Annotated in this window: 22 protein-coding genes; 12 read left to right on the forward strand and 10 right to left on the reverse strand. The window is 36.8% G+C overall.

What is annotated here, in order from left to right; genetic code table 11:
• Positions 1–16: 16 nt before the first annotated feature.
• The 3 genes from DRF59_RS03400 to rsfS form a co-directional block, all read right to left on the reverse strand.
• Positions 17–598 carry an LUD domain-containing protein gene (locus DRF59_RS03400; protein ID WP_185144897.1) on the reverse strand — a complete coding sequence of 194 codons (582 nt, stop codon included), beginning with the start codon at positions 596–598 and terminating at the stop codon, positions 17–19.
• A 135-nt stretch (positions 599–733) separates the two neighbouring features.
• Positions 734–2,752 (reverse strand): ATP-dependent zinc metalloprotease FtsH, encoded by a 2,019-nt coding sequence (ftsH, locus tag DRF59_RS03405; protein ID WP_115956880.1) that lies wholly within the window; start codon positions 2,750–2,752, stop codon positions 734–736.
• Between the two features lie 16 nt (positions 2,753–2,768).
• A complete protein-coding gene (gene rsfS / locus DRF59_RS03410; protein WP_115956881.1) occupies positions 2,769–3,137 on the reverse strand; it encodes a ribosome silencing factor in 369 nt (122 codons plus the stop codon).
• Positions 3,138–3,224: 87 nt separating this feature from the next.
• Between rsfS and DRF59_RS03415 the strand changes: the two genes are divergently transcribed.
• Positions 3,225–3,938 carry a biotin--[acetyl-CoA-carboxylase] ligase gene (locus DRF59_RS03415; protein ID WP_115956882.1) on the forward strand — a complete coding sequence of 238 codons (714 nt, stop codon included), beginning with the start codon at positions 3,225–3,227 and terminating at the stop codon, positions 3,936–3,938.
• Here the strand turns inward: DRF59_RS03415 and DRF59_RS03420 are convergent.
• The 4 genes from DRF59_RS03420 to DRF59_RS03435 all read right to left on the reverse strand — a co-directional run bounded on the left by DRF59_RS03420 (position 3,932) and on the right by DRF59_RS03435 (position 7,351).
• Positions 3,932–5,044: an LptF/LptG family permease gene (locus DRF59_RS03420; protein ID WP_115956883.1), complete on the reverse strand. Its 1,113-nt coding sequence runs from the start codon at positions 5,042–5,044 to the stop codon at positions 3,932–3,934. The genes DRF59_RS03415 and DRF59_RS03420 overlap by 7 nt on opposite strands.
• Positions 5,045–5,048: 4 nt before the next feature.
• The gene (gene tgt, locus DRF59_RS03425) at positions 5,049–6,179 is read right to left on the reverse strand and encodes a tRNA guanosine(34) transglycosylase Tgt (protein ID WP_115956884.1); all 1,131 of its coding nucleotides are present in this window, start codon (positions 6,177–6,179) and stop codon (positions 5,049–5,051) included.
• A 61-nt stretch (positions 6,180–6,240) separates the two neighbouring features.
• A complete protein-coding gene (locus DRF59_RS03430; protein ID WP_115956885.1) occupies positions 6,241–6,606 on the reverse strand; it encodes a DUF4296 domain-containing protein in 366 nt (121 codons plus the stop codon).
• Positions 6,607–6,634: 28 nt separating this feature from the next.
• Positions 6,635–7,351: a polyprenol monophosphomannose synthase gene (locus DRF59_RS03435; protein WP_115956886.1), complete on the reverse strand. Its 717-nt coding sequence runs from the start codon at positions 7,349–7,351 to the stop codon at positions 6,635–6,637.
• A 232-nt stretch (positions 7,352–7,583) separates the two neighbouring features.
• On the opposite strand from DRF59_RS03435, the gene DRF59_RS03440 reads away from it, so the two are divergent.
• The 7 genes from DRF59_RS03440 to DRF59_RS03470 all read left to right on the forward strand — a co-directional run bounded on the left by DRF59_RS03440 (position 7,584) and on the right by DRF59_RS03470 (position 14,732).
• A complete protein-coding gene (locus DRF59_RS03440) occupies positions 7,584–8,252 on the forward strand; it encodes a DUF4271 domain-containing protein (protein WP_115956887.1) in 669 nt (222 codons plus the stop codon).
• A 12-nt stretch (positions 8,253–8,264) separates the two neighbouring features.
• On the forward strand, positions 8,265–9,005 hold the full coding sequence (locus DRF59_RS03445) for a uroporphyrinogen-III synthase (protein ID WP_115957025.1): 741 nt from the start codon (positions 8,265–8,267) through the stop codon (positions 9,003–9,005).
• 157 nt (positions 9,006–9,162) lie between these two features.
• Positions 9,163–11,208, forward strand: coding sequence for a S9 family peptidase (locus tag DRF59_RS03450; protein ID WP_115956888.1), 2,046 nt, complete (start codon positions 9,163–9,165; stop codon positions 11,206–11,208).
• 80 nt (positions 11,209–11,288) lie between these two features.
• Positions 11,289–11,627, forward strand: a complete 339-nt coding sequence (locus DRF59_RS03455) for a hypothetical protein (RefSeq protein ID WP_115956889.1) — start codon at positions 11,289–11,291, stop codon at positions 11,625–11,627.
• A gap of 547 nt (positions 11,628–12,174) precedes the next feature.
• Positions 12,175–13,062: a hypothetical protein gene (locus DRF59_RS03460; protein ID WP_115956890.1), complete on the forward strand. Its 888-nt coding sequence runs from the start codon at positions 12,175–12,177 to the stop codon at positions 13,060–13,062.
• Between the two features lies 1 nt (position 13,063).
• The gene (locus DRF59_RS03465; protein ID WP_115956891.1) at positions 13,064–13,903 is read left to right on the forward strand and encodes a hypothetical protein; all 840 of its coding nucleotides are present in this window, start codon (positions 13,064–13,066) and stop codon (positions 13,901–13,903) included.
• Position 13,904: 1 nt separating this feature from the next.
• A complete protein-coding gene (locus tag DRF59_RS03470; RefSeq protein ID WP_115956892.1) occupies positions 13,905–14,732 on the forward strand; it encodes a hypothetical protein in 828 nt (275 codons plus the stop codon).
• 76 nt (positions 14,733–14,808) lie between these two features.
• Here DRF59_RS03470 and DRF59_RS03475 read toward each other — a convergent pair whose 3' ends face one another.
• Complete coding sequence (locus DRF59_RS03475) at positions 14,809–15,294, reverse strand: SRPBCC family protein (protein ID WP_115956893.1); 486 nt, start codon at positions 15,292–15,294, stop codon at positions 14,809–14,811.
• Between the two features lie 201 nt (positions 15,295–15,495).
• On the opposite strand from DRF59_RS03475, the gene DRF59_RS03480 reads away from it, so the two are divergent.
• From DRF59_RS03480 to DRF59_RS03500, 4 genes are all read left to right on the forward strand, one after another.
• Entirely contained in the window at positions 15,496–17,034 is a 1,539-nt protein-coding gene (locus tag DRF59_RS03480) for a sensor histidine kinase (RefSeq protein ID WP_115956894.1), read from the forward strand.
• 87 nt (positions 17,035–17,121) lie between these two features.
• Positions 17,122–17,808, forward strand: coding sequence for a response regulator transcription factor (locus DRF59_RS03485; protein WP_002982671.1), 687 nt, complete (start codon positions 17,122–17,124; stop codon positions 17,806–17,808).
• A gap of 78 nt (positions 17,809–17,886) precedes the next feature.
• Positions 17,887–18,498: a hypothetical protein gene (locus DRF59_RS03490; RefSeq protein WP_115956895.1), complete on the forward strand. Its 612-nt coding sequence runs from the start codon at positions 17,887–17,889 to the stop codon at positions 18,496–18,498.
• Between the two features lie 446 nt (positions 18,499–18,944).
• On the forward strand, positions 18,945–21,635 hold the full coding sequence (locus DRF59_RS03500; RefSeq protein WP_185144898.1) for a TonB-dependent receptor domain-containing protein: 2,691 nt from the start codon (positions 18,945–18,947) through the stop codon (positions 21,633–21,635).
• 36 nt (positions 21,636–21,671) lie between these two features.
• Here the strand turns inward: DRF59_RS03500 and DRF59_RS03505 are convergent, their stop codons facing one another.
• Positions 21,672–22,169 (reverse strand): cupin domain-containing protein, encoded by a 498-nt coding sequence (locus DRF59_RS03505; protein WP_115956897.1) that lies wholly within the window; start codon positions 22,167–22,169, stop codon positions 21,672–21,674.
• A gap of 33 nt (positions 22,170–22,202) precedes the next feature.
• Positions 22,203–24,473, reverse strand: a complete 2,271-nt coding sequence (locus tag DRF59_RS03510; protein WP_115956898.1) for a GH92 family glycosyl hydrolase — start codon at positions 24,471–24,473, stop codon at positions 22,203–22,205.
• Between the last annotated feature and the right edge of the window lie 4 nt (positions 24,474–24,477).

Genomic DNA, 24,477 nt, shown 5'->3' on the forward strand with positions numbered 1-24,477 from the left:
ATTTAGAATTGCGTGCTTAATCTTCAAGCAGTAATAAAAAGAGTTTCGGGTTAGAGCCGGAAGATCCGTCTAATTTTGACTGTCCTCCACTGATAGAGGTAAGATTTTTTATATTCCCATTTCTTTTAATTTTTCCCATGGCATCATTAAGGTTATTCACAATCTGTGAAACGTTGGCAATGATGATAATCTTATCCGGAAGCCTTGAAGAATGATAATGAAGAATATTATTGTGCGAAAGCATGATTCTTCCGTCATAGGCAATCAAATATTCACATGTAATAAATGCAGCATCGTTTGATGACTGCAGTTCTGAGGTATAAGGAGACTTCACAACGTTCAAAAAGTTCTGAAGTTCTTTATCCCAGCAGAAAAGGTTGCCAATACCTTCTATCTTGATAATCTGATTTAAAGTCTGTAGAGCTTCCGCTTCATCTGCACAATAATTAAAAAATCCTCCTGAATGCGTAAATAATTGCGCAAACTTATAGTCGAGATCCGCATTTTTCAGCGAGTCCCCAAGCTTCTCCAGGCTCTGTTTTTCCTCTTCTTCAGGCTGGTTGGTAAGTTTGCTTACAATCCTCTTGAATAAATTCAACTTAATCTATTTTTAGTCAACTTTATACAAAAATAGAAAATAAATTACAATAGATTCCAAAATATCTCTTTAAATATGAAAAAACCTGACAATTTTAGATTTTGTCAGGTTTAAATTTTATTCTGTTTTTGAAGATTAAAGCTGTGTCGGGCTTTCCGGAGCCTGTATTTCACTTTCTTCTTCTTTCTCTTTTATCTGAGGCATTTCCGGTTCTGATTGATCTTTTTCAGGAATTGTATTGGTAACCGGTTTCTCTGTCAACTCAGGATCCCAGGCTCTTTTCCCAAATATTTCTTCCAGATCTTCCCGGAAAATCACTTCTTTCTCTAAAAGTTTATTGGCTAAAGCATCAAGTTTATCCTTGTTTTCTGCAAGGATTCTTACAGCTCTCTCATACTGGTTTTCGATGATGGATTTGATCTCTGCATCAATTTTAGTCGCTGTTTCTTCAGAATAAGGCTTTCCAAAAGAGTATTCAGACTGGCCTGAACTGTCGTAATAAGAAATATTACCGATATTCGGACTTAATCCATAGATGGTTACCATCGCCTGAGCTCTTTTCGTAACTGTTTCCAGATCAGAAAGTGCCCCTGTAGAAATATTGTTGAAGATGACCTGCTCTGCAGCTCTGCCTCCCAACGTAGCACACATTTCATCCAGCATCTGCTCAGTAGTGGTAAGTTGTCTTTCTTCAGGAAGATACCATGCTGCCCCTAACGATCGTCCTCTCGGAACTATAGTTACTTTTAAAAGTGGAGACGCGTGTTCTACCAGCCATGAAATTGTAGCATGTCCTGCTTCATGATAGGCAACTCTTCTTTTTTCGGAAGGTTTGATTGCTTTATTTTTCTTTTCAAGACCTCCGATAATTCGGTCTACGGCATCAAGGAAATCCTGCTTAGTAACAGAAGTGTGATTGTTTCTCGCAGCAATAAGTGCTGCTTCATTACACACATTAGCAATATCAGCTCCGCTGAATCCAGGTGTTTGCTTAGCAAGGAATTCACGGTCTACAGTATCATCAAGTTTGATTTTCTTTAAATGAACATCAAAAATCTGTCTTCTTTCATGAAGCTCCGGAAGGTCTACATAGATAGAACGGTCAAAACGTCCGGCTCTCATTAAGGCTTTATCCAGAATGTCAGCTCTGTTGGTTGCTGCCATTACAATAACATTGGTGTCTGTTCCGAAACCATCCATTTCAGTAAGAAGCTGGTTCAGTGTGTTCTCCCTCTCATCATTCCCGCCGGAAAAATTATTTTTCCCTCTTGCACGTCCGATTGCATCAATCTCATCGATAAAGATAATCGCAGGAGATTTGGCTTTTGCCTGAGCAAAAAGGTCTCTTACCCTTGAAGCTCCCACACCCACAAACATCTCTACAAAGTCAGAACCTGAAAGTGAGAAGAATGGAACTTTGGCTTCACCGGCAACAGCTTTTGCCAATAATGTTTTACCTGTTCCCGGAGGCCCTACCAAAAGTACACCTTTAGGAATTTTCCCTCCTAACTTGGTATATTTTTCAGAATTCTTTAAGAAATCCACTACTTCCTGAACTTCTTCCTTTGCGCCTTCCAGTCCGGCCACATCTTTGAATGTAACCTGAATTCTTTCTTTTTCATCAAAAAGCTTAGCTTTAGATTTTCCGATTGAGAAGATTTGACCGCCAGGGCCTCCTCCACCTCCCATCTTTCTGAAAAGAAGGAAATAGAACAATCCTAAGATAGCAATCCAGATCAGTGCAGACACCAGAATATCAGTGAACGGGCTTTTACCTGTTCCGTAATCTTTAGCTGTTTTAATTGCTGGATTTGCAGCTCTAATCTGATCAAATTTCTGAAGGAAGAGCTGAAGGTCTCCATATTTTACAGAATAATCTGCTTTAGGAGCCATTTCGAATGCAGAAAGAGGATTATTTTCTTTAGCTGTTTTATTAACCATTGCTGATTTTGCTTCCTTGGTAAGAAAAACATCAGCCTTCTCTATATCTTTATATATAATTATATTTTGGACTTTCCCCGCCTGCATTTCTCTAAAGAAACCATCTTCATCAATAGATTTTGCAGCATCACCTCCAAGGAAATTGGAGCCGAAGAATAGCAAAAGAGCTATGATTGCAATAGGAAAGAACCAGTTGAATCCCTTATTATTCATTTATACTTTTTAAAATTTATAATTCATTTTCAATTCTGGTAATGACTGCATCACCCCAAAGTTCTTCTATATCGTAGTACTCACGTACATCTTTCTGGAATATATGAACCACCACTGAAACATAATCTACCAATACCCACATGGCATTCTCCGCTCCTTCTACATGCCACGGCCTGTCTTTAAGGTCGTTTCTTACTTTTTTCTCTACACTCCCTGCTAATGCAGCTACTTGTGTATTTGAGTTTCCGCTGCATATCACGAAAGTTTCGGCCACTGAGTTCTCGATATTTGAAAGATCGAAGATCATAATATCTTCCCCTTTTACATCCTGAAGTGCTTCAACGATTTTATCTATTAGTGCTTGTTTTTCTGCTGTTTTATTCATTAAAAAAATACTATAATCTGCAAATTTATTGTTTTTTCTTTACTTTAACCTTACTTTTACCCCCTTAATGTCTTAAAGTTTTCTTAAATGAGCCAACTATTCTACCTGAAGGAATGTTCTTCTACTAATGACGAAATATCAAAGTTTTTACTTTACGAAAATTCAGATTTTATAGGATTACATACTTTTAACCAGACTAAAGGCCGTGGTCAGTATGGAAATATATGGACTCAGACTGCCGGAAAAAACCTGGCTTATACGCTGGCAGTAAATACCCAAAACATCCTGTGTTCCGACTTTATATTCAATTATTATACCGCAATTATTGTCAGGGATTTCCTGGCCAAATTGGCTGATCATGATGTAAAAATAAAATGGCCAAATGATATTATCCTTAAAGGTAAAAAAATCGTTGGAATTTTAATTGAAAAGAGGAAAATTAATCAAAATAATTATTTCATCATCGGAGCCGGAATCAATGTCCTTCAGGAGAATTTTAATGAAATATCCAATGCCGGCTCACTCTTAACCCAGACAGGGCAAAAATTTGCCCTTGAAGAACTCTCTTTAAGCTTCCATGAATACCTGTCCGAAAAACTGAAAAACGTGCCTTCTGATCAGACAGTCTTAAATAATTTTAATGACCATCTTTTCCGTAAAGATGAGATATCAGTCTTTGAAATTGAAAAAGAGAGACAAAATGGCATCATCAGAAATGCTGACATACGGGGTGAACTCTGGATCGAACTGGAAGAAGGAATGCGTTCTTTCTACCATAAGGAAGTAAAGCTTCTTTACTGATTTGCTCTTTTGATATACAGGTACAAAGTAAGCGGAAGAAACACCAGGTTAGGCAGCCACATCGCTAATGCCGGCTGCATACTTTTATTTTCTGAAACTACTTTTAAGGCTTCAAATGAAAATACGAAAAGGAAAGCCAGGGAAATCCCTATAGCCAGATTAATTCCAAGTCCTCCTCTTTTCTTCTGTGATGACAGGGATAAGGCCAGAAAGGTAAGAATAATAATAGATACAGGCATTGAGGTCCTTTGATAAAGCTCATTCAGATAAGAATTGAGGTTACTGTTTCCTCTTTCCTTTTCCCGGGCAATGAATTTCAAAAGCTCAGGCGTGGTCTTATTCTGTCCCAAAAGTTCATTGGGAAAAAGCTCTTCGGGGGAATGGCTGTAATTTTTCCTTAGTTCCACTCCGTTTCCCAGCTTCTCTGTATTATCTTTATGGATTGTTTTTTCAAGATAATTATTCAGGACAAACTGCTTTTTCTCCTGGTCCCAATATACATCACTGGCTTTCAGCTCGTATACCATACGCCTGTCCTTATCAAACTTCTGGTAAACAAAACCAGACCCTCTTTTTTCCCTTTTATTCCAGGAAGACACAAAAATATATTCTGTTTTGCTCAGCTGCGATGAAGCCGGTGCTGTTCCTAATATTTTTTCCTTATTAGCTGCATTATAGGTATATGCCTCCAGTTCATTTTTCTTAATATTTGCCCACGGCAGAACGAAATGGTTTACCATAAGGGAAATAAGCGCAATCAGAACAGAGGTATACAGATAGGGTTTCGCAAATCTGTGAAAGCTTGCCCCACTACTGATAATTGCCACAATTTCTGTATTATTGGCCATTCTCGATGTGAAATAAATCACAGTAATAAACACCAGAATAGAAAGGAATGTCACCACAAGGTTGATGATCCAGAAAGGATAAAAATGAATCAGGAAATAAACCAGGTCCAGCTTGGCATCAATTGCCTTTGCATTTTCTATCCTTGGAATCTTTTGCTGGACATCAATCACAAGTACTACTATAGACAGCAGTATCAACATGAAACTGAAAGTCCCAAGATATTTTTTGATAATATATCTGTCTATTATTTTTAGCATAATCTTACAGTCTTTGTCTGAGAGCCGGGACTACAGAATTTTTCCACTCATAGAAATCACCGGCAATAATGTGTTCTCTTGCTACCTTAACTAAATCCAGATAGAATGCAAGATTATGAATCGATGCAATTTGTTTTGCCAAATATTCCTTGGATACGAATAAATGACGAAGATATGCTTTGGAATATTCCTTATCTACAAAACTGGTTCCAAACTCATCCAAAGGAGAGAAATCACGTTTCCATTTTTCATTTTTAAGGTTCATTACGCCCTGCCATGTAAAAAGCATTGCATTTCTTGCATTTCTTGTAGGCATTACACAATCCATCATATCAATTCCTAATCCTATGGACTCCAGGATATTCCACGGAGTTCCCACTCCCATCAGGTATCTGGGTTTTTCCTTTGGAAGAATATCTGTCACTTCATCAGTAATTCTATACATTTCTTCTTCAGGCTCTCCCACAGAAAGTCCTCCTATGGCATTCCCCTCCGCTCCGGCTTCAGAAATTACCTCAGCTGAAATCTTTCTTAAGTCAGAATAGGTTGATCCCTGTACAATAGGAAAAAGTCTTTGCTTATGACCATATAATTCCGGATTGTTCTCAGTCCACTCTATACATCTTTTTAACCAGCGGTGAGTCAGTTCCATAGATGATTTAGCCTGGTTATAATCGCATGGGTAAGGAGTACATTCGTCAAAGGCCATAAAGATATCAGCCCCAATCTGCCTTTGTATTTCCATTGATCTTTCCGGAGAAAACATATGATAGCTTCCATCAATGTGCGATTTGAACCGCGCTCCTTCTTCAGTCATTTTCCTGTTGCTGGCCAGCGAAAATACCTGAAAACCTCCTGAATCCGTTAAAATAGGAAGATCCCAGTTCATGAATTTATGCAGCCCTCCTGCATCCTGCATTGTTTTCATTCCGGGACGCAGATACAGATGATAGGTGTTCCCTAAAATAATCTGGGCTTTAATGTCTTCTTTTAATTCTCTCTGATGAACCGTTTTTACGCTCGCTACTGTTCCTACAGGCATAAAAATAGGAGTTTGTATTTTCCCGTGATCTGTAGTAATTTCTCCTGCTCTTGCTTTACCTTCAGAGGTTTTCTCTATATTAAAAAATTTCATTAGTATGCTTTTAACCGACCGCTATCTGCAATTATTTTTGAATGATATATTCTGTATAACATTATCTTATAACAGGCGGAATTCCGTTATTCTTTTGTTTTTCTTTTATATATTTATCCGCTTTCGGATCTTTTTTAAGCAAAATTTCCTGGGCACTATTGGCAATATCCTGCATTTCATTTTTAATTACATAGTACTTAAAACTTTCAACAAAATCATCAGGTTTTACATGATGAGATTTAAGGATAAACCTTGTACCTGCTTCTAAATTTCTGTCCTGAAACATAAAAGTAGCCTGATCATTAATCGTTAAATCAGCTAAAATTTCAGACATCAGATCTTTATCAACAAGATTTGCAGGCTTATCGATGTAATCTTTGCATGAAAACAAACTTAACAAAACGAAAATAAAAATCAGTTTTTTCATCAATTTATTTTTATGTTCTTAATGGCCTTCATAGTCTGTTAATCAATGATTTCCATTTCAGGTTTAAAACACCAAAAACCGCTTCATGAATAATTCCTCCGTTCATTTTGCTTTCTCCCAAAATTCTGTTTGTAAATATAATAGGAACTTCTACAATTTTGAAGCCTTTCTTATAAGCTCTGAATTTCATTTCTATCTGAAACCCGTATCCTTTCAGTTTCACATTATCCAAACCAATTTCCTCCAGCACTTTTCTTGAGAAGCAAACAAAACCTGCTGTAGTATCATGGATCGGAAGTCCCAGAATAAACCTTACATATTTTGAGGCAAAATAAGAAAGCAACACCCTTCCCATAGGCCAGTTAACCACATTTACCCCTTTTGAATAACGGGACCCTATGGCCATATCTGCATACAGACAGGCTTCATACAGCTTAGGCAGATCATTGGGATTATGTGAAAAGTCAGCATCCATCTCAAAAATATAATCATATTTATTTTCGATTGCCCATTTGAAACCATGGATATAAGCCTTTCCCAAACCATCTTTAATATGCCTTACAGACAAGTGCAGATAATGTGGAAATCTTTTCTGCAGTTCTTTTACCACTTCAGCAGTACCGTCCGGAGAAGAATCGTCTACCACCAAAATATGAAACTCATCTTCCAATGCAAAAACTGCGGAAATTATATTTTCAATATTTTCCTTTTCGTTATAAGTTGGAATAATGACTAGTTTTTTCATTTCAGTTTGCAAAGATAGTTTATTTAACCTTTTTATTTTATACAAAATAATCTATAATTTTGCAAAAAAATATATCTCACAGATTGAACAGTTTAGCTTGAGTTTAATTCCGGATATTCTGATCATTTCATTGCAACTGGGGAAAATATTTTTAGCCACAGATGATGCAATAAAATAAAATCTGTGCCAGGATGTGTTATTGTGGTTAAATAAAAATTAAAATATTAAAATTTTGCTATCGTCACAAAACTTTATAAATCATGTAAGAATACCTGAAAATAATGATTGGGTAATTTTTATTCTCTTAGGATGCATTTTTTTATATGTTTTTATGATGAATATCGTAGAAAGGGATGCCAGTTTAAAAGATTTTCTGCTTCAGAAATATTTTGATGCGAGCAACAACCTCCCGAGCTGGATCATTACCTCATGTGTAACAACGCTAACATTGTCAGTTCTGATCTCTCAATATATTCCGGTTGTCCCCAAATATATAGCAGACCTGCAACTTTTAGGTTACCAGCTTAATAAATTCGGTTATACTTTATTGGCTGTTCTCTGTTTTTATCTGATAAGATCCTCATTAGGATTTTTGTTTTATCAAAGCATAGGTGACGGAAAAAAATGGCCGGTCTTTTATTTTACCTCTACCAAGTTTTATTTTATTTTGTCATTTTTGTTAATAATCTTATGTGTAGCCCATTATTACTTCCCTGTTGACAGAAATAAAATATTCCTCTACTATTTCATCTTCTTTTCTTTTGTGTTCATTTTCAAAGTTTTTTTCTATTTATTTCACAAGAACAAGATTCTTCCTGAGAAATGGTATTATAAATTTTTGTATATTTGCACCCTCCAAATCGCACCATTATTATTGCTTTGGAAGTTGTTATTTTTTTAATAAGTGTCAATGATGAGAATAAAGTCTATATTGGTTTCTCAACCAGCGCCTAGTGAGTCTTCTCCATACCTGGATATAGCGAAGAAGGAAAAAATAAAGATTGATTTCCGTCCTTTTATCCATGTCGAAGGGGTTGACAATAAAGAACTCAGAACTCAGAAGATAGATCTGACGCAATATACTGGGATTATTTTTACCAGTAAAAATGCAATTGATCATTATTTCAGACTAGCAGAAGAACTGCGCTTTGCAGTTCCGGATACCATGAGATACATCTGTCAGTCTGAAGCCATTGCCAACTATCTACAAAAGCATATCGTGTACAGAAAGAGAAAAATCAGTTTCGGAGAAAAGAACTTCTCAGACCTGCTTCCTCTTTTCAAAAAATTTCCTACCGAAAAATATCTGCTGCCCTCTTCAGATGTTTTAAGTCCGGATATTGTAAAAACCTTAGACTCTGCTAATGTAGATTGGACAAGAGCGATTATGTACCGTACCGTATGCAGTGATCTTACAGATATCAGCATTAAAGATTATGATATGTTAATTTTCTTCAGTCCGCAGGGAATTAAATCTTTACAGCAGAATTTCCCTGATTTCAAACAGGAAGAAACAAAAATCGGGGTCTTTGGAAACACCACCCTGGCTGCTGCTGAAGAAGCAGGGTTAAAAGTAGATTTAATGGCTCCTACAAAAGAAACACCATCCATGACAATGGCTCTGGAAAAATATATTAAAGCACTTCATAAATAGTCTTTATTATAAAATACAACCAACCATCTTTTCAATAAAGGAGAGATGGTTTTTTTTTACCTAAATTTGAACAAAAATTAATATTGTATCAAACATCCATGAAAAACAGTGTTAAAACAGTACATTTAGGGATGTAATAAGAAAATTAAATATTCTGATGAAAGCTCCACAGGCAAAAAAAATAGAAAAAATATTAGAAACCCACGGCGATAAAAGGATTGATAATTACTTCTGGCTTAACGAAAGAGAAAATCCTGAAGTCATCAAATATCTTGAGGAAGAAAATGCCTACGAAGAATTCATCATGAAGGATACTGAAGAACTTCAGGAAGAACTTTTTGAAGAAATGAAGGCGCGCTATAAAAAAGATGACGAATCTCTTCCCTACTTCTTTAATGGATATTGGTATATTGTACGCTACGAAGAAGGCAAAGAATATCCTATTTTCTGCAGAAAACATAAAAGCCTGGACAATCAGGAAGAAATTGTACTTGATGTCAATTTACTGGCAGAAGGAGAAGACTTCTTTGAAGTAGGCAGTGTTGCCGTAAGCCCTGATAATCAGCTCGCTTCTTTCTCAACAGACAATGTAGGAAGAAGAATTTATACCTTAAACTTCAAAAACCTGGAAACAGGGGAAATACTCGAGGATAAAATTCTGAACACAACAGGAAAGACGGTCTGGGCAAATGATAATAAACATGTCTTCTATATCAGGAAAGACAAAAATCTCAGAGCATTCCAAGTCTACAGGCATGAATTGGGAACTGATTCTTCCGAAGATATTCTCATTTTCCATGAAGAGGATGATACTTTTGATGTTAACGTCTTTAAAACAAAATCGTTACAGTATATATTCATCGCAAGTTCAAGCACAATTTCTGATGAGCACCGCTTTATTCCTTCTGATAATGTCTTTGCTGAATGGACTGTGATTCAACCGCGAATTGATGATCTTGAATATTCTGTAGAACATTATGAAGATGAATTTTATATCATCACAAATGCTGATGATGCCACCAACTTCAAAATTGTAAAAACAAAGATCAATAACTGCAGCATGGAAAACTGGGTAGACGTTATACCTCATCGTGCTGAAGTTTTGCTGGAAGGGTTTGAAATTTTTAAAGATTATCTTGTTCTTGAAGAAAGAGAAAGAGGCCTGCTTCAGATCAGGATTATTGATGAAAAAACACAGGAATCCTATTATCTGCCTTTTTCAGACCCAACGTATACAACGTACATTGGGATCAACCTCGAATTTGATACAGAAATCCTGCGTTATGGCTATACATCATTAACACAGCCAAGCTCAACTTATGAATACAATATGAAGGAAAAAACCACCCGGCTTCTTAAACAGCAGGAAGTTTTAGGTGGTAATTTTATCCCTGAAAATTATATTTCGGAAAGAATATGGGCTGATTCACGTGACGGAAAAACAAAAATCCCTATCTCATTGGTCTACCACAAAAATACCAGAAAATCACCTGAAACACCTCTTCTTTTATATGGTTACGGAAGTTACGGACATACAGTTGATGCCAGCTTCTCCAATGTCAGATTATCCATCCTGGACAGAGGGTTTATTTACGCCATTGCCCATATCCGCGGCGGGGAATACCTGGGAAGAGAATGGTATGAGGATGGAAAAATGCTGTTTAAGAAAAATACATTCTTTGACTTTATTGATGCAGGAAAATATTTAATCAGAGAAAATTATACTTCATCCAGACATCTTTATGCGATGGGAGGAAGTGCCGGGGGACTTTTAGTAGGTGCAGTTGTTAATTATGAGCCACAGTTGTTCAACGGAATTGTAGCACAGGTCCCTTTTGTAGATGTGGTAACAACCATGCTGGATGACAGCATTCCTTTAACTACTGGGGAATATGATGAATGGGGCAATCCAAACGATGAAGAATATTATCAGTATATGAAGGATTATTCTCCATATGATAATGTAGAAGCTAAAGATTATCCCCACATGCTGATCACAACAGGATTTCATGACTCACAGGTACAGTACTGGGAACCTGCAAAATGGACTGCAAAGCTCAGAGAATTAAAAACAGACCAAAATATCCTTATTTTTAAAACAGATATGAGTTCCGGACATGGTGGTGCCAGCGGAAGGTTCGAATCTTTGAAGGAAGATGCACTGGAATATGCTTTTTTATTAAAAATTGATCGTATTTCATAGTTATAAAGGCAAATAAATGGTAAAGTTTATATCTTTCCTTTTAACGCCGTAATTAATTATTAACCATCATTAGCAACTATATGAATGAATCCGAATATTGGAAAAAAATAGAACAGTTTTTCGAGGAAAATTTCGAAACTGAAAAAAATCCGCCTATTGAAACCCTGCTATTCTTAATCGGACTGCAGGAACTGGGGAGCGGCCAGCAAAAATATACAAAAGACGATAAGGTAAATCTGATCCATATTGCTGTATGCAGATTACTTGAACCGTTTGGCTATTATAAATTCACCCATTATGAGGACGGATGGCCACATTTTGAAAAGCTGGAAGACCTTCCTGAATTAAAACCAAATGAGCAAAGCATACTCATGAAAAAGGCAATTATTCATTATTTTCAGGAGGAAGAACTTATTTAAACTGAATAAAAAAATGAATTTTTATCAGGCTGAACAATAGTTTTGGGGACAGCAAATAAACTAAATACTTCCCAAACATACCTAAAAACGGGCTTTTTTGCCCGTTTTTTTTATGAATAAGAAAAAAAAACAAACCATAAAGAATGGATGGAATACAGCCTTACCTATTTTAAAAACATTCATTTCCAAACCATTATCCCGGCCTCAGACCAGATTTCTAAAAGCAGGTCTTCCTCTTGTTTATAAAAAAACACAATTTATCCCATAACAGGGGGATAATACCACTTTTGTTTTGTACTTTAGAGGCTCCTGGCCACGTTCTTTTAGCCTTTTATTACAGCTAATTTCCCTCAGAATATTATGGCCAAATCTTTCGGAGCTTATACTATAAATATAAGTTTTCAAAAAAGATAAAGCGAATACACGGTAAAAAATTACCGGTCTATACATGGGACCGGAAGGAAAAACTTTTGGTAAAAGTTAAGCAAAAACCTATGTATTAAAATCATCTGAAAAGAACAGATAAAATTTAAATAGAAATCAAACCATGAGAAAAATTAACACATCTTTGATGTTGCTTATTGTTAATTTAGCTTTTTCACAAGTTGGAATTTCAAAAAACCAGACCGTTGAAATTCATAACAGAGCTATTTTACAGGCGGATGGTAAATTTGAAGGGAAAAGTATGGGGATGCTGCTTCCCGAAGTATCCTCTGCAGATCATCTTCCTCTTTATAATCCTCCTGCTGCCGACGCAAATATGACGGGAATGCTGATGTTCGAAAAAACACATTCTACCTTTTACTCTTATGACGGAACAAAGTGGAATCATCAACCCGAAGCTTCAGATTTTAAGCTTAATCAATCAAGATTTCTCTCGACTTCAAACGAAGAAACAAGTGTAGTATGTGTACTGCTGGGATGCGGACGCCATGTAGGACTTGGCTTCAGCGCTCCTGTAGATGGTATTCTGTCTTATAATAATCTTAATATTACAAGAGAGGCAGCCATAGTTCCCGGAGGTGGTCTGTATGGAAATAAAAGCTTTGATAACGCAAAATTTATCATCAATGAACCGGGCGTTTATGACATTTACTTAAATGTACCTTCTAAAACAGGAGGTGCTGTTTCTTTAACAAGCGGACCTCAATACCAGCTAAGAGCATATCTGAAACAAAGTGACGGAAGTTACAGCGAAGCCAAACTCACTACTTTTTTTCCTGATTATTATGGGATTCTGGGAATCGGGGGAGATACTAACACCGCAGCATTTACTACAACCAGAATACGCTTAAACCCAGGGGACTATATTGTTTCCAGAATACATTCTCCCCTTGCCACGGTTTCTGTAGTAGTTACACTCACCGCAGCAACAGGAACCAATATCGCCAAATACTATCCAAGAGAAATAATTTTTACCAAAGTAAGTGATTAAAATGATAAAAAAATACATTACCCTATCCATCTTTATTTTAACAGCTCTATCAGGTCGGGGTTACACCCAGGTAAAAATCGGAAACAGGCCTGACATTATCCATCCGCGAGCTATCTTACAGGTAGAACATCATACAAAAGGGATCATGCTTCCTGTTGTGGAAAATCACACAGAACTTCCCAATTATAATGCCTCAGAATCTGATTTGTATGAAAACAGGAATGAAGACAACGGCCTGGTATTTTACAACAAGGAAATAAAAGATGTGGTAAAATATGACGGGTACCGATGGATGCCTGCAACAGAAAAAAGCCTTAAGAATTATACCAATGTGAGTATTCTGGGATCCAATGCTTCTGATCAGGTAGTTGCCAATGTATTAGGCATTACAGGCCGCCCTACCCTACAGTTTAATATATTGAATGATATGGACAGGAATAATATAAATAACCTGGGCTTAATCATCAATCCAAGCGGAGAAATTACAATTCCTTCAGACGGCTTTTACCGGATAAACCCTTCTGTCAAAACAAGCAGCGCCGGAGGTCTGTCTGTAGGAAATGCTGCTACCATTATATCATTACAGGCTCTTTATACCAATGCTTCCGGAGATGGATGGCAAAAGATCCATGAAAATAGCTTCCTGTTATACGGATTGGTCGTAACGGCGGGAAGTTCCAATTCCATTAACAGCTTTTCGATTACAAAATATTTTCACGCTGGTGACCAAATCCGCTTAAGGGCTGGTATACAGGCCGACACCGGATTAAATCTCGGAACAGGGGTAACTTTTAAAATGAGTGATAAAGACACTTTTTTATATATAGAAAAATTAAAATAACATGAAACAGAAAATATATACCATCCTCCTCTTATTAACTGTAAAGCTGTTTTTTTCCCAGGTTATAGTAGGAAGTTCTCTAAATCCAAGTTCACGTTCAATATTCAGTGTTGTCAATCAGGAAGACAATTCTGAACGGTCAAAAGGAATGATGATTCCGACTGTTGATAATGAAGCATTATTACCTTTATACAATATCAGCCAGGCTGACCATTTCGATGATGATTCAACAATGCAGGGAATGATCATGTATCAAAAAGATATACGAAGAGTGGTAGTGTATGATGGTGAAAAATGGAAACCAACCTTTTATGAAAGCGGAGGAAGAACTACCCGGGCAAGCATGAATCCTGCAACAGCAGAAGGTGATTATCCAACTGTAGGATGTGTTCTCATAGGATGTGGAGAAAAAGATGTTCCTTTTGGTTTTTTCAACAGCAATCTGGATAGCGACAAATTGGGTATTATCAATCCTCAGGGAACTGTCAACAGCAATTTCAATAATTTTACTTTTAAAGAATCAGGTTTTTATAAAATTCTGATCAGCTTAAAAGTAAAAACCTCCGGTTTACATGTAAGTCCGCCCGTCATTTCTTTCAGAGCTTTAAAAAATGGAAATATACTGGCCCGAAACGATGTATCCCTGAATGAAGCAATATTAATTACAGCCGGTGCAAACAGAGTGGGAACAATGGAATTTTTAGCTATGTTCGACAAAGGGGATCAACTAAAAGTACAGGTTTCCGGAGGAGTTTCTATCCTCACTGTAGCTGACGTTTACAAAATTGTCCCTACAGACGGAACTTTTATAAGTATTGAAAAGTTATAATTATATAAAAACAGGATGTTTCGGGTGAAGCATCCTGTTTTTATATACATTAATTCAGTTTACAATTAGGCTTGAATTATCTTATGATTTCTTCAAGTTGATTCAATCCCATTTTAAGCCCCTCTTCAAATCCCATTTCCAGCATCTTTTTCATTACTTCCTGAGACTGGTAATGTATGTTAACCGTTATTTTTGTTCCGTCTTCTACTCCGGTAAAACCAATCAGCCATTTTGAGCCTGGCAATTCTATGTCGACGTTTCCTCTTTCATCGCAGAATGCACTAGTCCAATCAATACTTCTATGCTGCATGATTTCACCATATTTAGATTGGGAGTATATCTTTTCTCCTTCAGGTCCTACCATTGCATATAACCAGACTCCTCCTTCTCTGAACTCCTGCTTGATCGTTTTACAGTTCCAAGGTTTTGGCCCCCACCATTGATCCAGCAATTCATACCGGGTAAAATAATCCCATATTTTTGAAACATCAGCATCATAAATTTTCATAACATAAGCACTATTTGAATCAAAATCCTTGTTGAAAATAATATCAGATTCCATAACTTCTTATTTTAAATAAAGTTAAATATTTATTTTATTAATCACAGTTTTCATATAACAAGTAACCTTCAATTCATAAATAATTGTTAAAAAACACTCTTTTAAGAAAAAAAACACATTTTTTTGGCTCGTTTTTTGTTTAGCTTGTCTTAAAACAATTAATTTTAACATTCATTTTTTTAAAATATATACAATATAATAATGAATAATAAGTTCATCCCAATAATTTCGGTGTTTATGACAGTTTCGCTGATTGTCTTTGTTACACTCCAATTTTATTGGTTGAAAGGCTATTACGGTGCTTTAGAGCAGGACTTTTCGAATAAGGTGTACTCAGCGCTGGAAAATACTTCAAAGAGTATTGAGGAAATTGAAGCCGACAAATATCTGAATAAAGATAACAGAAATACGATTCTTGCCAACAACAGCCAGCCCTCTTTAACAACCATCCAGCAGGTAGAAGATTCAGGTACTCAAAGGCAAATCATTTACTCTAAAAATATTATATCCAATACACAGTTACCTATTTCTCAAAAAGGGGATTCCGTAAAGCTAACGACTCTCTATACTGATGAAGCGGCCTATAAAATCAAAAAAGACACAACCAACCGCGAGCTGCTTACCGCAGACCTTAATACAGATATTGAAAACGGAGACTATGCCATTAAGGAATTTGTAAAAGTTTACGGAAACAATCTGCCGATTGCTAAAAGAGTGGATCCGGCTGTACTTGATTCAGTGATCGCTAAAGAATTGAAAATAAGAGGTATTACTGCTAAATTCGGATACGGAATAACAGATAAAGATAATAAACTTACCAGTGTAGCCAATAAAGTATATAAAGAAAAAAAAGACAGCAACACCTACAGCTTTCCTCTTTTTACTGATAAAAAAGACCGGGTCTTATATAATCTTGCCCTGGTTTTTCCTAAAAAAGAATATTCGCTGGCGATGAACAACTGGCCTATGTTATTGGGAACTTTTCTTTCTTTGCTTACTATTCTGGGAATTTATATTATTTCTATCAATTATATGATGAGACAGAAAAAACTGGCTGAAGTAAAAACGGACTTTATCAATAATATGTCTCATGAATTTAAAACGCCGCTGGCTACAATTTCTGTAGCCACAGATTCTTTGGCTAATGATAAGATTGCAACAAATCCTGATAAAGTAAAATATTATTCAGAACTGATCAAACAGGAGAACCTCAGAATGAAAAAACAGGTGGAGAATGTACTTAATATGTCGAAACTTGAAAGAAATGAAGTTAATTTGTTCCTGAAAGAAACCAATGTAAGAGAACTGATTAAGAAGACTACAGAATCTTTCAATCTGATCGTAGAACAGAGAAACGGGTCACTTACCCAGAAGTTCAATGCTACTCAATATACTTTTAAAATAGATGAATTCCACATTTCCAATATGCTGGTTAACTTGTTGGATAATGCTAATAAATATTCTCCGGAAGCACCGGAAATCCATGTGGAAACTAGAAACGAAGGGCATTGGTATGTTATTGAAGTTTCAGATAAAGGAATGGGAATGGAAACCCAGAACAAAACAAAAATTTTCGAGAAATTCTTCAGAGAAGAAACCGGAAATATTCACAACGTGAAAGGACAGGGTTTAGGGCTTTCTTATGTTAAAAAAATTGTAGAACTGCATAAAGGACAGATTTTGGTAGACTCCCATAAAGGCAAAGGAAGTACGTTTACAATAAAACTTCCGATGGGATAAAAAATAACGTAACAAATCAAATACAAAATATAGAAGAAAAGAGTGAGAACGTTCATTCTTAATTGTTAATTATTAATTAGTAAAATTATGAGCAACAGAATATTATTAGTAGAGGACGATCAGAGTTTCGGAGCGGTGCTTAAAGATTATTTAACAATCAATAATTTTGAAGTTACCCTTGCAACAGACGGCGAGCAGGGACTTAAAGAATTTACAGAAAATGAATTCGACATCTGTATATTTGATGTCATGATGCCTAAAAAGGATGGGTTTTCATTAGCAGAAGATGTAAAAAAGATAGATAAAAATACGCCAATTATTTTCCTTACGGCAAGAAATATGAGAGAAGATATCCTGAAAGGATATCAACTGGGAGCTGATGACTATATCACAAAACCTTTTGATACTGAACTTCTTTTATACAAGATTAAAGCAATTCTTCAGCGGAGTTCTACTCTTGAAAACGAAGAGCAGGAACAGTTTAAGATCAGCAATATTTTCTTTGACTCCATGCTAAGACAACTAAAAGTAGGGGATAAAGAATATAAACTTTCCCCGAAAGAAAATGAATTGCTGAAACTTCTTTGTATCCACAGGAATGATTTTATGCCAAGAGATCTTGCTTTAAGAAAGATCTGGAAAAAGGAAAACTACTTTACAGCCAGAAGTATGGATGTTTATATAGCCAAACTTCGTAAATTATTAAAAGACGATGAAGGATTGGAAATTATCAATGTCCACGGAGAAGGATTCAGACTATTAGTGAAAAATTAATCCTAAAAATACAATATCCATATAAAATTAGCAAAACAATTCAAAATGTTTTGTTAATTTTGTTTTATACCAGAGGATATGAAGAATACATTTTTAGGTTTAATAACCGTATCAGTACTTATTGTTTCCTGTAAAAAGGATGAAAGGGCAACGTATATAAAAGAAGCGGGCACCCAGCCTGAAATTGCATTGAATACTCCAAAGGTATCATTAATGGATCAGGCAGGAATACAATCTAATCCTTCGCCTGCCCCTATCGCTGCTGCACCGGGAACGAATCCTCCTCATGGACAACCCGGGCACCGCTGTGATATTCCTGTAGGACAACCTCTAAACAGCAGCCCGGCACCGGTAACACAAAATATAACAACAGGAGGAAAAAGTACTGTCAATATTGATCCCAATGCTGTTTCTCCCGGAAAGATTGCAATTGATAATAATGGAAAGCAAGTAAAGACAGCTCCCGGAATGAACCCTCCACACGGCCAGCCTGGCCATCGGTGTGATATTCCCGTGGGGCAACCATTAAACAGTAAGCCTGCTCCGGCACCTCAGCCTCAAAATACGGCACAGACTATTCCGGCTCCGGCGTCTCAGAATCTCGCAATGGGAGAAAAACCAAATGTAAACCCTGCGCATGGTGAACCCTGGCATAACTGTGCTATAAAAGTTGGTGATCCTTTGCCATAAATTTTGTATTTTTGCAGATATGAAGCTGTTTCACCTATTTGCAATAGTTTTTTGTTTAGGAATTTTTTTAGTTCCTAAGGATAGCTTCTATGCCCAGACCATGCAGGAAACCTGCTGCAAGGCAGAATCTAAAAGTAGTAGTTGTTGTAATCACCGCTCCACTGAGAAGAACAGCAAAGATCATAAAAATAAATCGTGTAATGATGATTGTTGTTCATCATGTATTGCATGCTATACTTTTATAGAAACTCCGTTTTCAAAAAATTTACGATTGGAACTATCTTACTATAAAGCGAACAAGAATTCCCAGTTTCAATATTCAGCCCCATATCTGTCTGACCGTTTAAAAGAAATCTGGCAGCCGCCTAAAATAGGTTAATTAAGCCTCTCTTGTTCATTAGCAATTTAATGAACCGTTTTTTAATTAATCTAAACTTTTAAACAAAATGAAATTATATATTTCCAGGTTAATACTTGGTACATTATTCTTATTTACCCAATTTATATTTGCTCAAAATATTTCTGAAAATCAGTTCAAAGTAAAAGGGAACTGTGAAATGTGTAAAACCCGGATTGAAGATGCAGCAAAAAAAGCAGGTGCAAAAACAGCTGTATATTCTATTGATCTTCAAACGTTAACATTAGACACCAGCAATGTTTCATCTGATGACATCCTGAAAAAAGTTGCTGAAGCAGGTCACGATAATGAAAAATACAAAGCTTCTGATGATATTTATGAAAAGCTGCCGGGGTGTTGTCATTACGAAAGAGATCTTGTTCCTTCTTCTGCTGAACCTCATGGTCACCACACTGCATACATTAAAAAAGAGAATGAATTTTATGTAAGAGGAAACTGTGCCTCCTGTAAAGCGAGAATAGAAAAAGCAGCACAAGCGGCAGGTGCTGAATCAGCAGAATGGAGTGCAGAACATCAGACTGTTACGCTAAATTTTAACCCTTTGCATACTTCAGCAGATAAGATTCTGAAAAGTATTGCAGATGCAGGTCACGATAATGAAAAATATAAAGCTTCGGATGCTGTTTATAAAAACCTTCCGGGATGTTGTTTATATGACAGGAATTTTACATTTGGAGAGCCCAATCCTACAGTTCATTATGAAGAGGAGACAAAACATGATGGTCATAATGCCTCACAGGAACAGACTATTGAGTCCCACGGCCAGCATGAAAAGAAAATTGAGGGTGTAGTAGTGACCGGTTCTAAAGCGGCAACTTCTTTAAGTAAAAAAGAGGCAGGACTTGTTTTTAATATTGATAAAAAAGAATTGTTAAAAGCTGCCTGCTGTAATTTATCAGAAAGCTTTGAAACCAATGCTACAGTAGACGTTTCGTTCAGCAATGCTGTTACAGGAACTAAACAGCTGAAAATGTTGGGGCTGGACCAGAAGTATACAAGTTTAACCAAAGAACAGCTCCCGGAAATCAGGGGACTGGCATCGGCATACGGACTGAATTTTATTCCCGGAAGATGGATTGAAAGCATTCAGCTGACAAAAGGAGGAAGTACAGTAACCAATGGATATGAAAGTATTACAGGACAGATCAATACTGAACTTCTGAAAAATGCAAAAACTCCCGAAACATCGCTGAATCTTTTTTCTGATTTCAATGGAAGGGCTGAAGCTAATATCACAAGTGTTTCTCCCATTAATGATCAATGGACACAAACATTTTTACTTCATGGAAACGGCACTTTCGGGAATACTGATATGAATCATGACAGCTTCCTTGACAGGCCAAAAGGAACTCAAATCAATGCTGCCTACCTTCTTAACTATAACGATCTTGAAAAATCCGGCTTCGGATCTCACTTTGGAATTAATTTTATTCGTGATGAAAGAACTGCCGGACAAATCGGTTTCGATAAAAGACTGACTCAGAAAGAACAGTATCCTTATGGAGTTGGCATTGATATTTCAAGATTTCAGGTCTGGAATAAAACAGGTTATGTTTTTAAAGGAAAACCATACCAGAGCATAGGCTGGATGAATCAATATGTATATCATCAGCAGGATAGTTTTTTCGGACTTAGAAATTATAACGGGAAACAGCATACTTATTATTCCAATCTGATATTTGAAAGCATTCTGGGAAACACCAATCATAAGTATAAGGCAGGAGCAAGCTTTTTATATGATGGTTACGAAGAAACATATCTGACAAACAATTTTAAAAGAAACGAAGTTGTTCCCGGGATTTTTGCTGAATACACCTTAACAGGTGTAAAATATACTTTAGTAGCCGGAGCAAGAGCTGATTTTCATAATCTGGCAGGAACACAGTTTACCCCTAGAATCAACTTCAAATATGATTTCACCCCTCAAACCATCTTACGACTGTCTGCAGGAAGAGGCTTCAGAACAGCAAATGTTTTTGCAGAAAATCAACAATATTTTGCCTCTAACAGGGTCATTAATATTATGCCAAATGGCGGGAATATTTATGGATTAAAACCTGAAATCGCATGGAACTATGGGGCAAGTTTACAGCAGGAGTTTAAGCTTTTCGGAAGAAAATCAACCATTATTGCTGATTTTTTCAGGACAGATTTCCAGGATCAGGTTTTGGTAGACCTTGACAAATCACCTCAGCAGCTTACATTTTATAATCTTGAAGGAAAATCTTTTGCCAATTCCTTCCAGACACAGTGGGACTTTACTCCTTTCAAAAATTTTGACGTCAGGCTGGCTTATAAATACTATGATGTACAGGCAGATTATATCGGAGGAAGAAGGGAAATCCCTTTTATGGCAAAACACAGAGGATTTGTAAATCTAGCATACTCAACTGATAAAAATGATAAAGGTGGATTCTGGAGTTTTGATACCACATTAAACTGGGTAGGAAAGCAAAGGCTGCCGGATACGACAACTAATCCCGCAGAGTTCCAGCTTCCGGCCTATTCTGATTCTTATGCCGTTCTGAATGCACAGATTTCAAGAAATTTCAATAAAAAAATCAGAGCTTATCTAGGTGGTGAAAACCTTACCTCTTATTACCAGAAAAATGCAATTGTTGATTTTAGAAATCCATTTGGAAATTATTTTGATGGCGGAATGGTATATGCTCCCATAATGAAAGCTAATTTCTATGTGGGACTGGATGTTACATTTTAATAAAAAAATCAGCTTCAATATTGAAGCTGATTTTTTTTATCTTCCAAAATCATCCTGTACCCTTACAATATCATCTTCATCTGAGGGATTGTCTGTATCGGTGTGCTGCCAGATTTCTGCGACAACTCCCCAACCTTCTAAACCAATCAGCCTGTGTCTTTCTCCCTGCTGAAGCTTGACCTGGTCTTTCGGATGATATTCTTTCAGCTCTCCTTCTTCATCTGTATTACTTCTTTTAATACCCACTGTTCCTTCCACTACCTGCCAGATCTCGGCTCTTCTGTGATGGTATTGCCAGCTCAGTCTGGCTTCGGGAGCAACAATAAGAATCTTTGGACTCAGCTTTCCCCCTATTCTTAAACCATCCACATCAATCCCGTCAAAATACTGGTTGGCAAAATCCTGTGCCTGATTTTCATCAATCACGAAAAAACCACCCCATGGTCTTGTATCATCTTTTGCTGCAAGATTAAAACCCTGCGCCTCCAGCATTTTCTCTACTCTATCGAATATTTCTTTTTTTTCTGTATCCATACGGTTGTATTTGTAAATTAAATTATTATCTGATTATTCTTTTGACATTGAATATGGAAAGTCTTTTTCCTGTGATCCCCGTTCTGTATTGGGCTTACTATCCATTTTAAAATCTAAAACAGATCCCTTTATCAGTTCTTTGTGACTTACCCAGTTTTTGGAATATGGCTGATGATTCACATTCAATGATTTCACATACAGGTTATCTGCACTGTTTTCAGGAGCTTTTATTTCTATTTTCTTTCCGTTTTCCAGGTGAATTGTAGCTTCCTTAAATAATGGAGCTCCCAGAACATACTGATCAGTTGCCGGAGTTACCGGATAAAACCCTAATGCTGAAAAAATATACCATGCAGAAGTCTGCCCGTTATCTTCATCCCCGCAATATCCGTCCGGTGTTGGCTGATATAATTTATTCATTACCTGTCTCACCCAATACTGTGTTTTATAGGGTGTACCAGCATAATTGTACAGATAGATCATATGCTGAATAGGCTGATTCCCATGGGCATATTGTCCCATATTCATGATCTGCATTTCTCTGATTTCATGGATTACTCCTCCGTAATAACTGTCATCAAAAACCGGAGGCAATGAGAAAACCTCATCAAGTTTGGCTTCAAACTTTTTTCTTCCCCCCATTAATTCTGAAAGCCCGTTGATATCCTGGAAAACAGACCATGTATAATGCCAGCTGTTCCCTTCTGTAAAAGCATCCCCCCATTTAAACGGATTAAAAGGTTTCTGAAAATTACCATCTTTATTTTTACCACGCATCAGGCCTGTTTCCTTATCGAAGAGATTTTTATAATTATAAGCTCTTTTTTTATAGATATCAATCTCTGAAGCAGGTTTTCCCAATGCCTTTCCAAGCTGGTAAATAGAAAAATCATCATAAGCATACTCCAGGGTTCTGGCAGCATTCTCGTTTATTTTAACGTCATAAGGAACATAACCCAATGTATTGTAATATTGTACTCCTGCACGGCCTACAGCTTCAATCGGTCCTTCATGATTGGCTCCATGCTTTACTGCTTGCCAAAGGGTCTCCACATCATATCCCCTAAGTCCTTTGATATAAGCATCTGCCACAACGGAAGCGGAGTTATTTCCGATCATAATATCAGAATATCCGGGACTGCTCCACTCCGGCAGGAAACCACCTTCTTTATAGGCATTAGCCAGCCCTTCCTGCATTTCAACATTTATGCTTGGATATACCAGATTCAGGAAAGGATATAAGGCACGGAATGTATCCCAAAAACCTGTTCCCGCAAACATTCTTCCATCCAGGATCTTCCCATTGTAGGGGCTCCAGTGCCGGATTTTATTCTGAGCATCAATTTCATATAATTTTTGAGGAAAAAACAGTGTCCTGTACAGAGAGGAATAAAATGTCCTTATCTGCTGATCTGTTCCTCCTTTTACCTCAATTTTACCCAATGTTTTGTTCCAGATACTTTTAGCATCAGCTTTTACCTGTTCAAAATTACGGTTCCCAATCTCTCGTTTAAGATTCAGTTCAGCCTGTTCGAAACTTATAAATGAGGAAGCTACCTTAGCATACACCGTTTCTTTATTTTTAAGCTTAAAACCTACTACCGCACCTGTATGTTCACTGGTTATTTCCAGCTGTCCATCAACCAGTTGATTATCTTTCCATGTTCTTGCCAGTTCAAAATCTTTATCAAATTGAACAACAAAATAGTTTTTAAAGTTTTCATACTTCCCGGTTGAATATCTTGTCGTGTAACCAAGAATTTTTCTTTCTTTGGGCAGAATCCTGATATAAGAACCTTTATTCAAAGCATCTATGACGATATAAGCACTATCTGTCTTAGGAAAATCAAACTTGAAAAAAGAAGCTCTTTCCGTAGGAGTAAACTCTGTAGTAACATTAATATCAGCAAGATAAACACTATAAAAATAAGGTGTTGAAATTTCTGCTTTATGACTGAACCAGCTGCTCCTCTCCTCTTCTTTAAACTTTAGTTTCCCGACACCCGGCATGATTGCAAAAGCTCCATAATCATTCATCCAGGGAGACGGCTGATGGGTTTGTTTAAACCCTTTAATCTTGTCTGCATCATACGTATAAGCCCATCCATCACCCATTTTACCTGTTTGTGGAGTCCATAGATTCATCCCCCATGGCAACCCTACAGCCGGATAAGTATTTCCGTTTGATAAGGATGGCTTGGATTGTGTGCCCATAAGCGGATTTACATAATCCACCGGAGATGGGTTTTGGCTAAAAAGTAAAGCACTCAGCAAGAGAAAGTACGTAGAAAGTATAGACTTCATTATC

The sequence above is a fragment of the Chryseobacterium flavum genome (genome assembly GCF_003385595.1).
GTDB classification, from domain to species: Bacteria; Bacteroidota; Bacteroidia; order Flavobacteriales; family Weeksellaceae; genus Chryseobacterium; species Chryseobacterium flavum.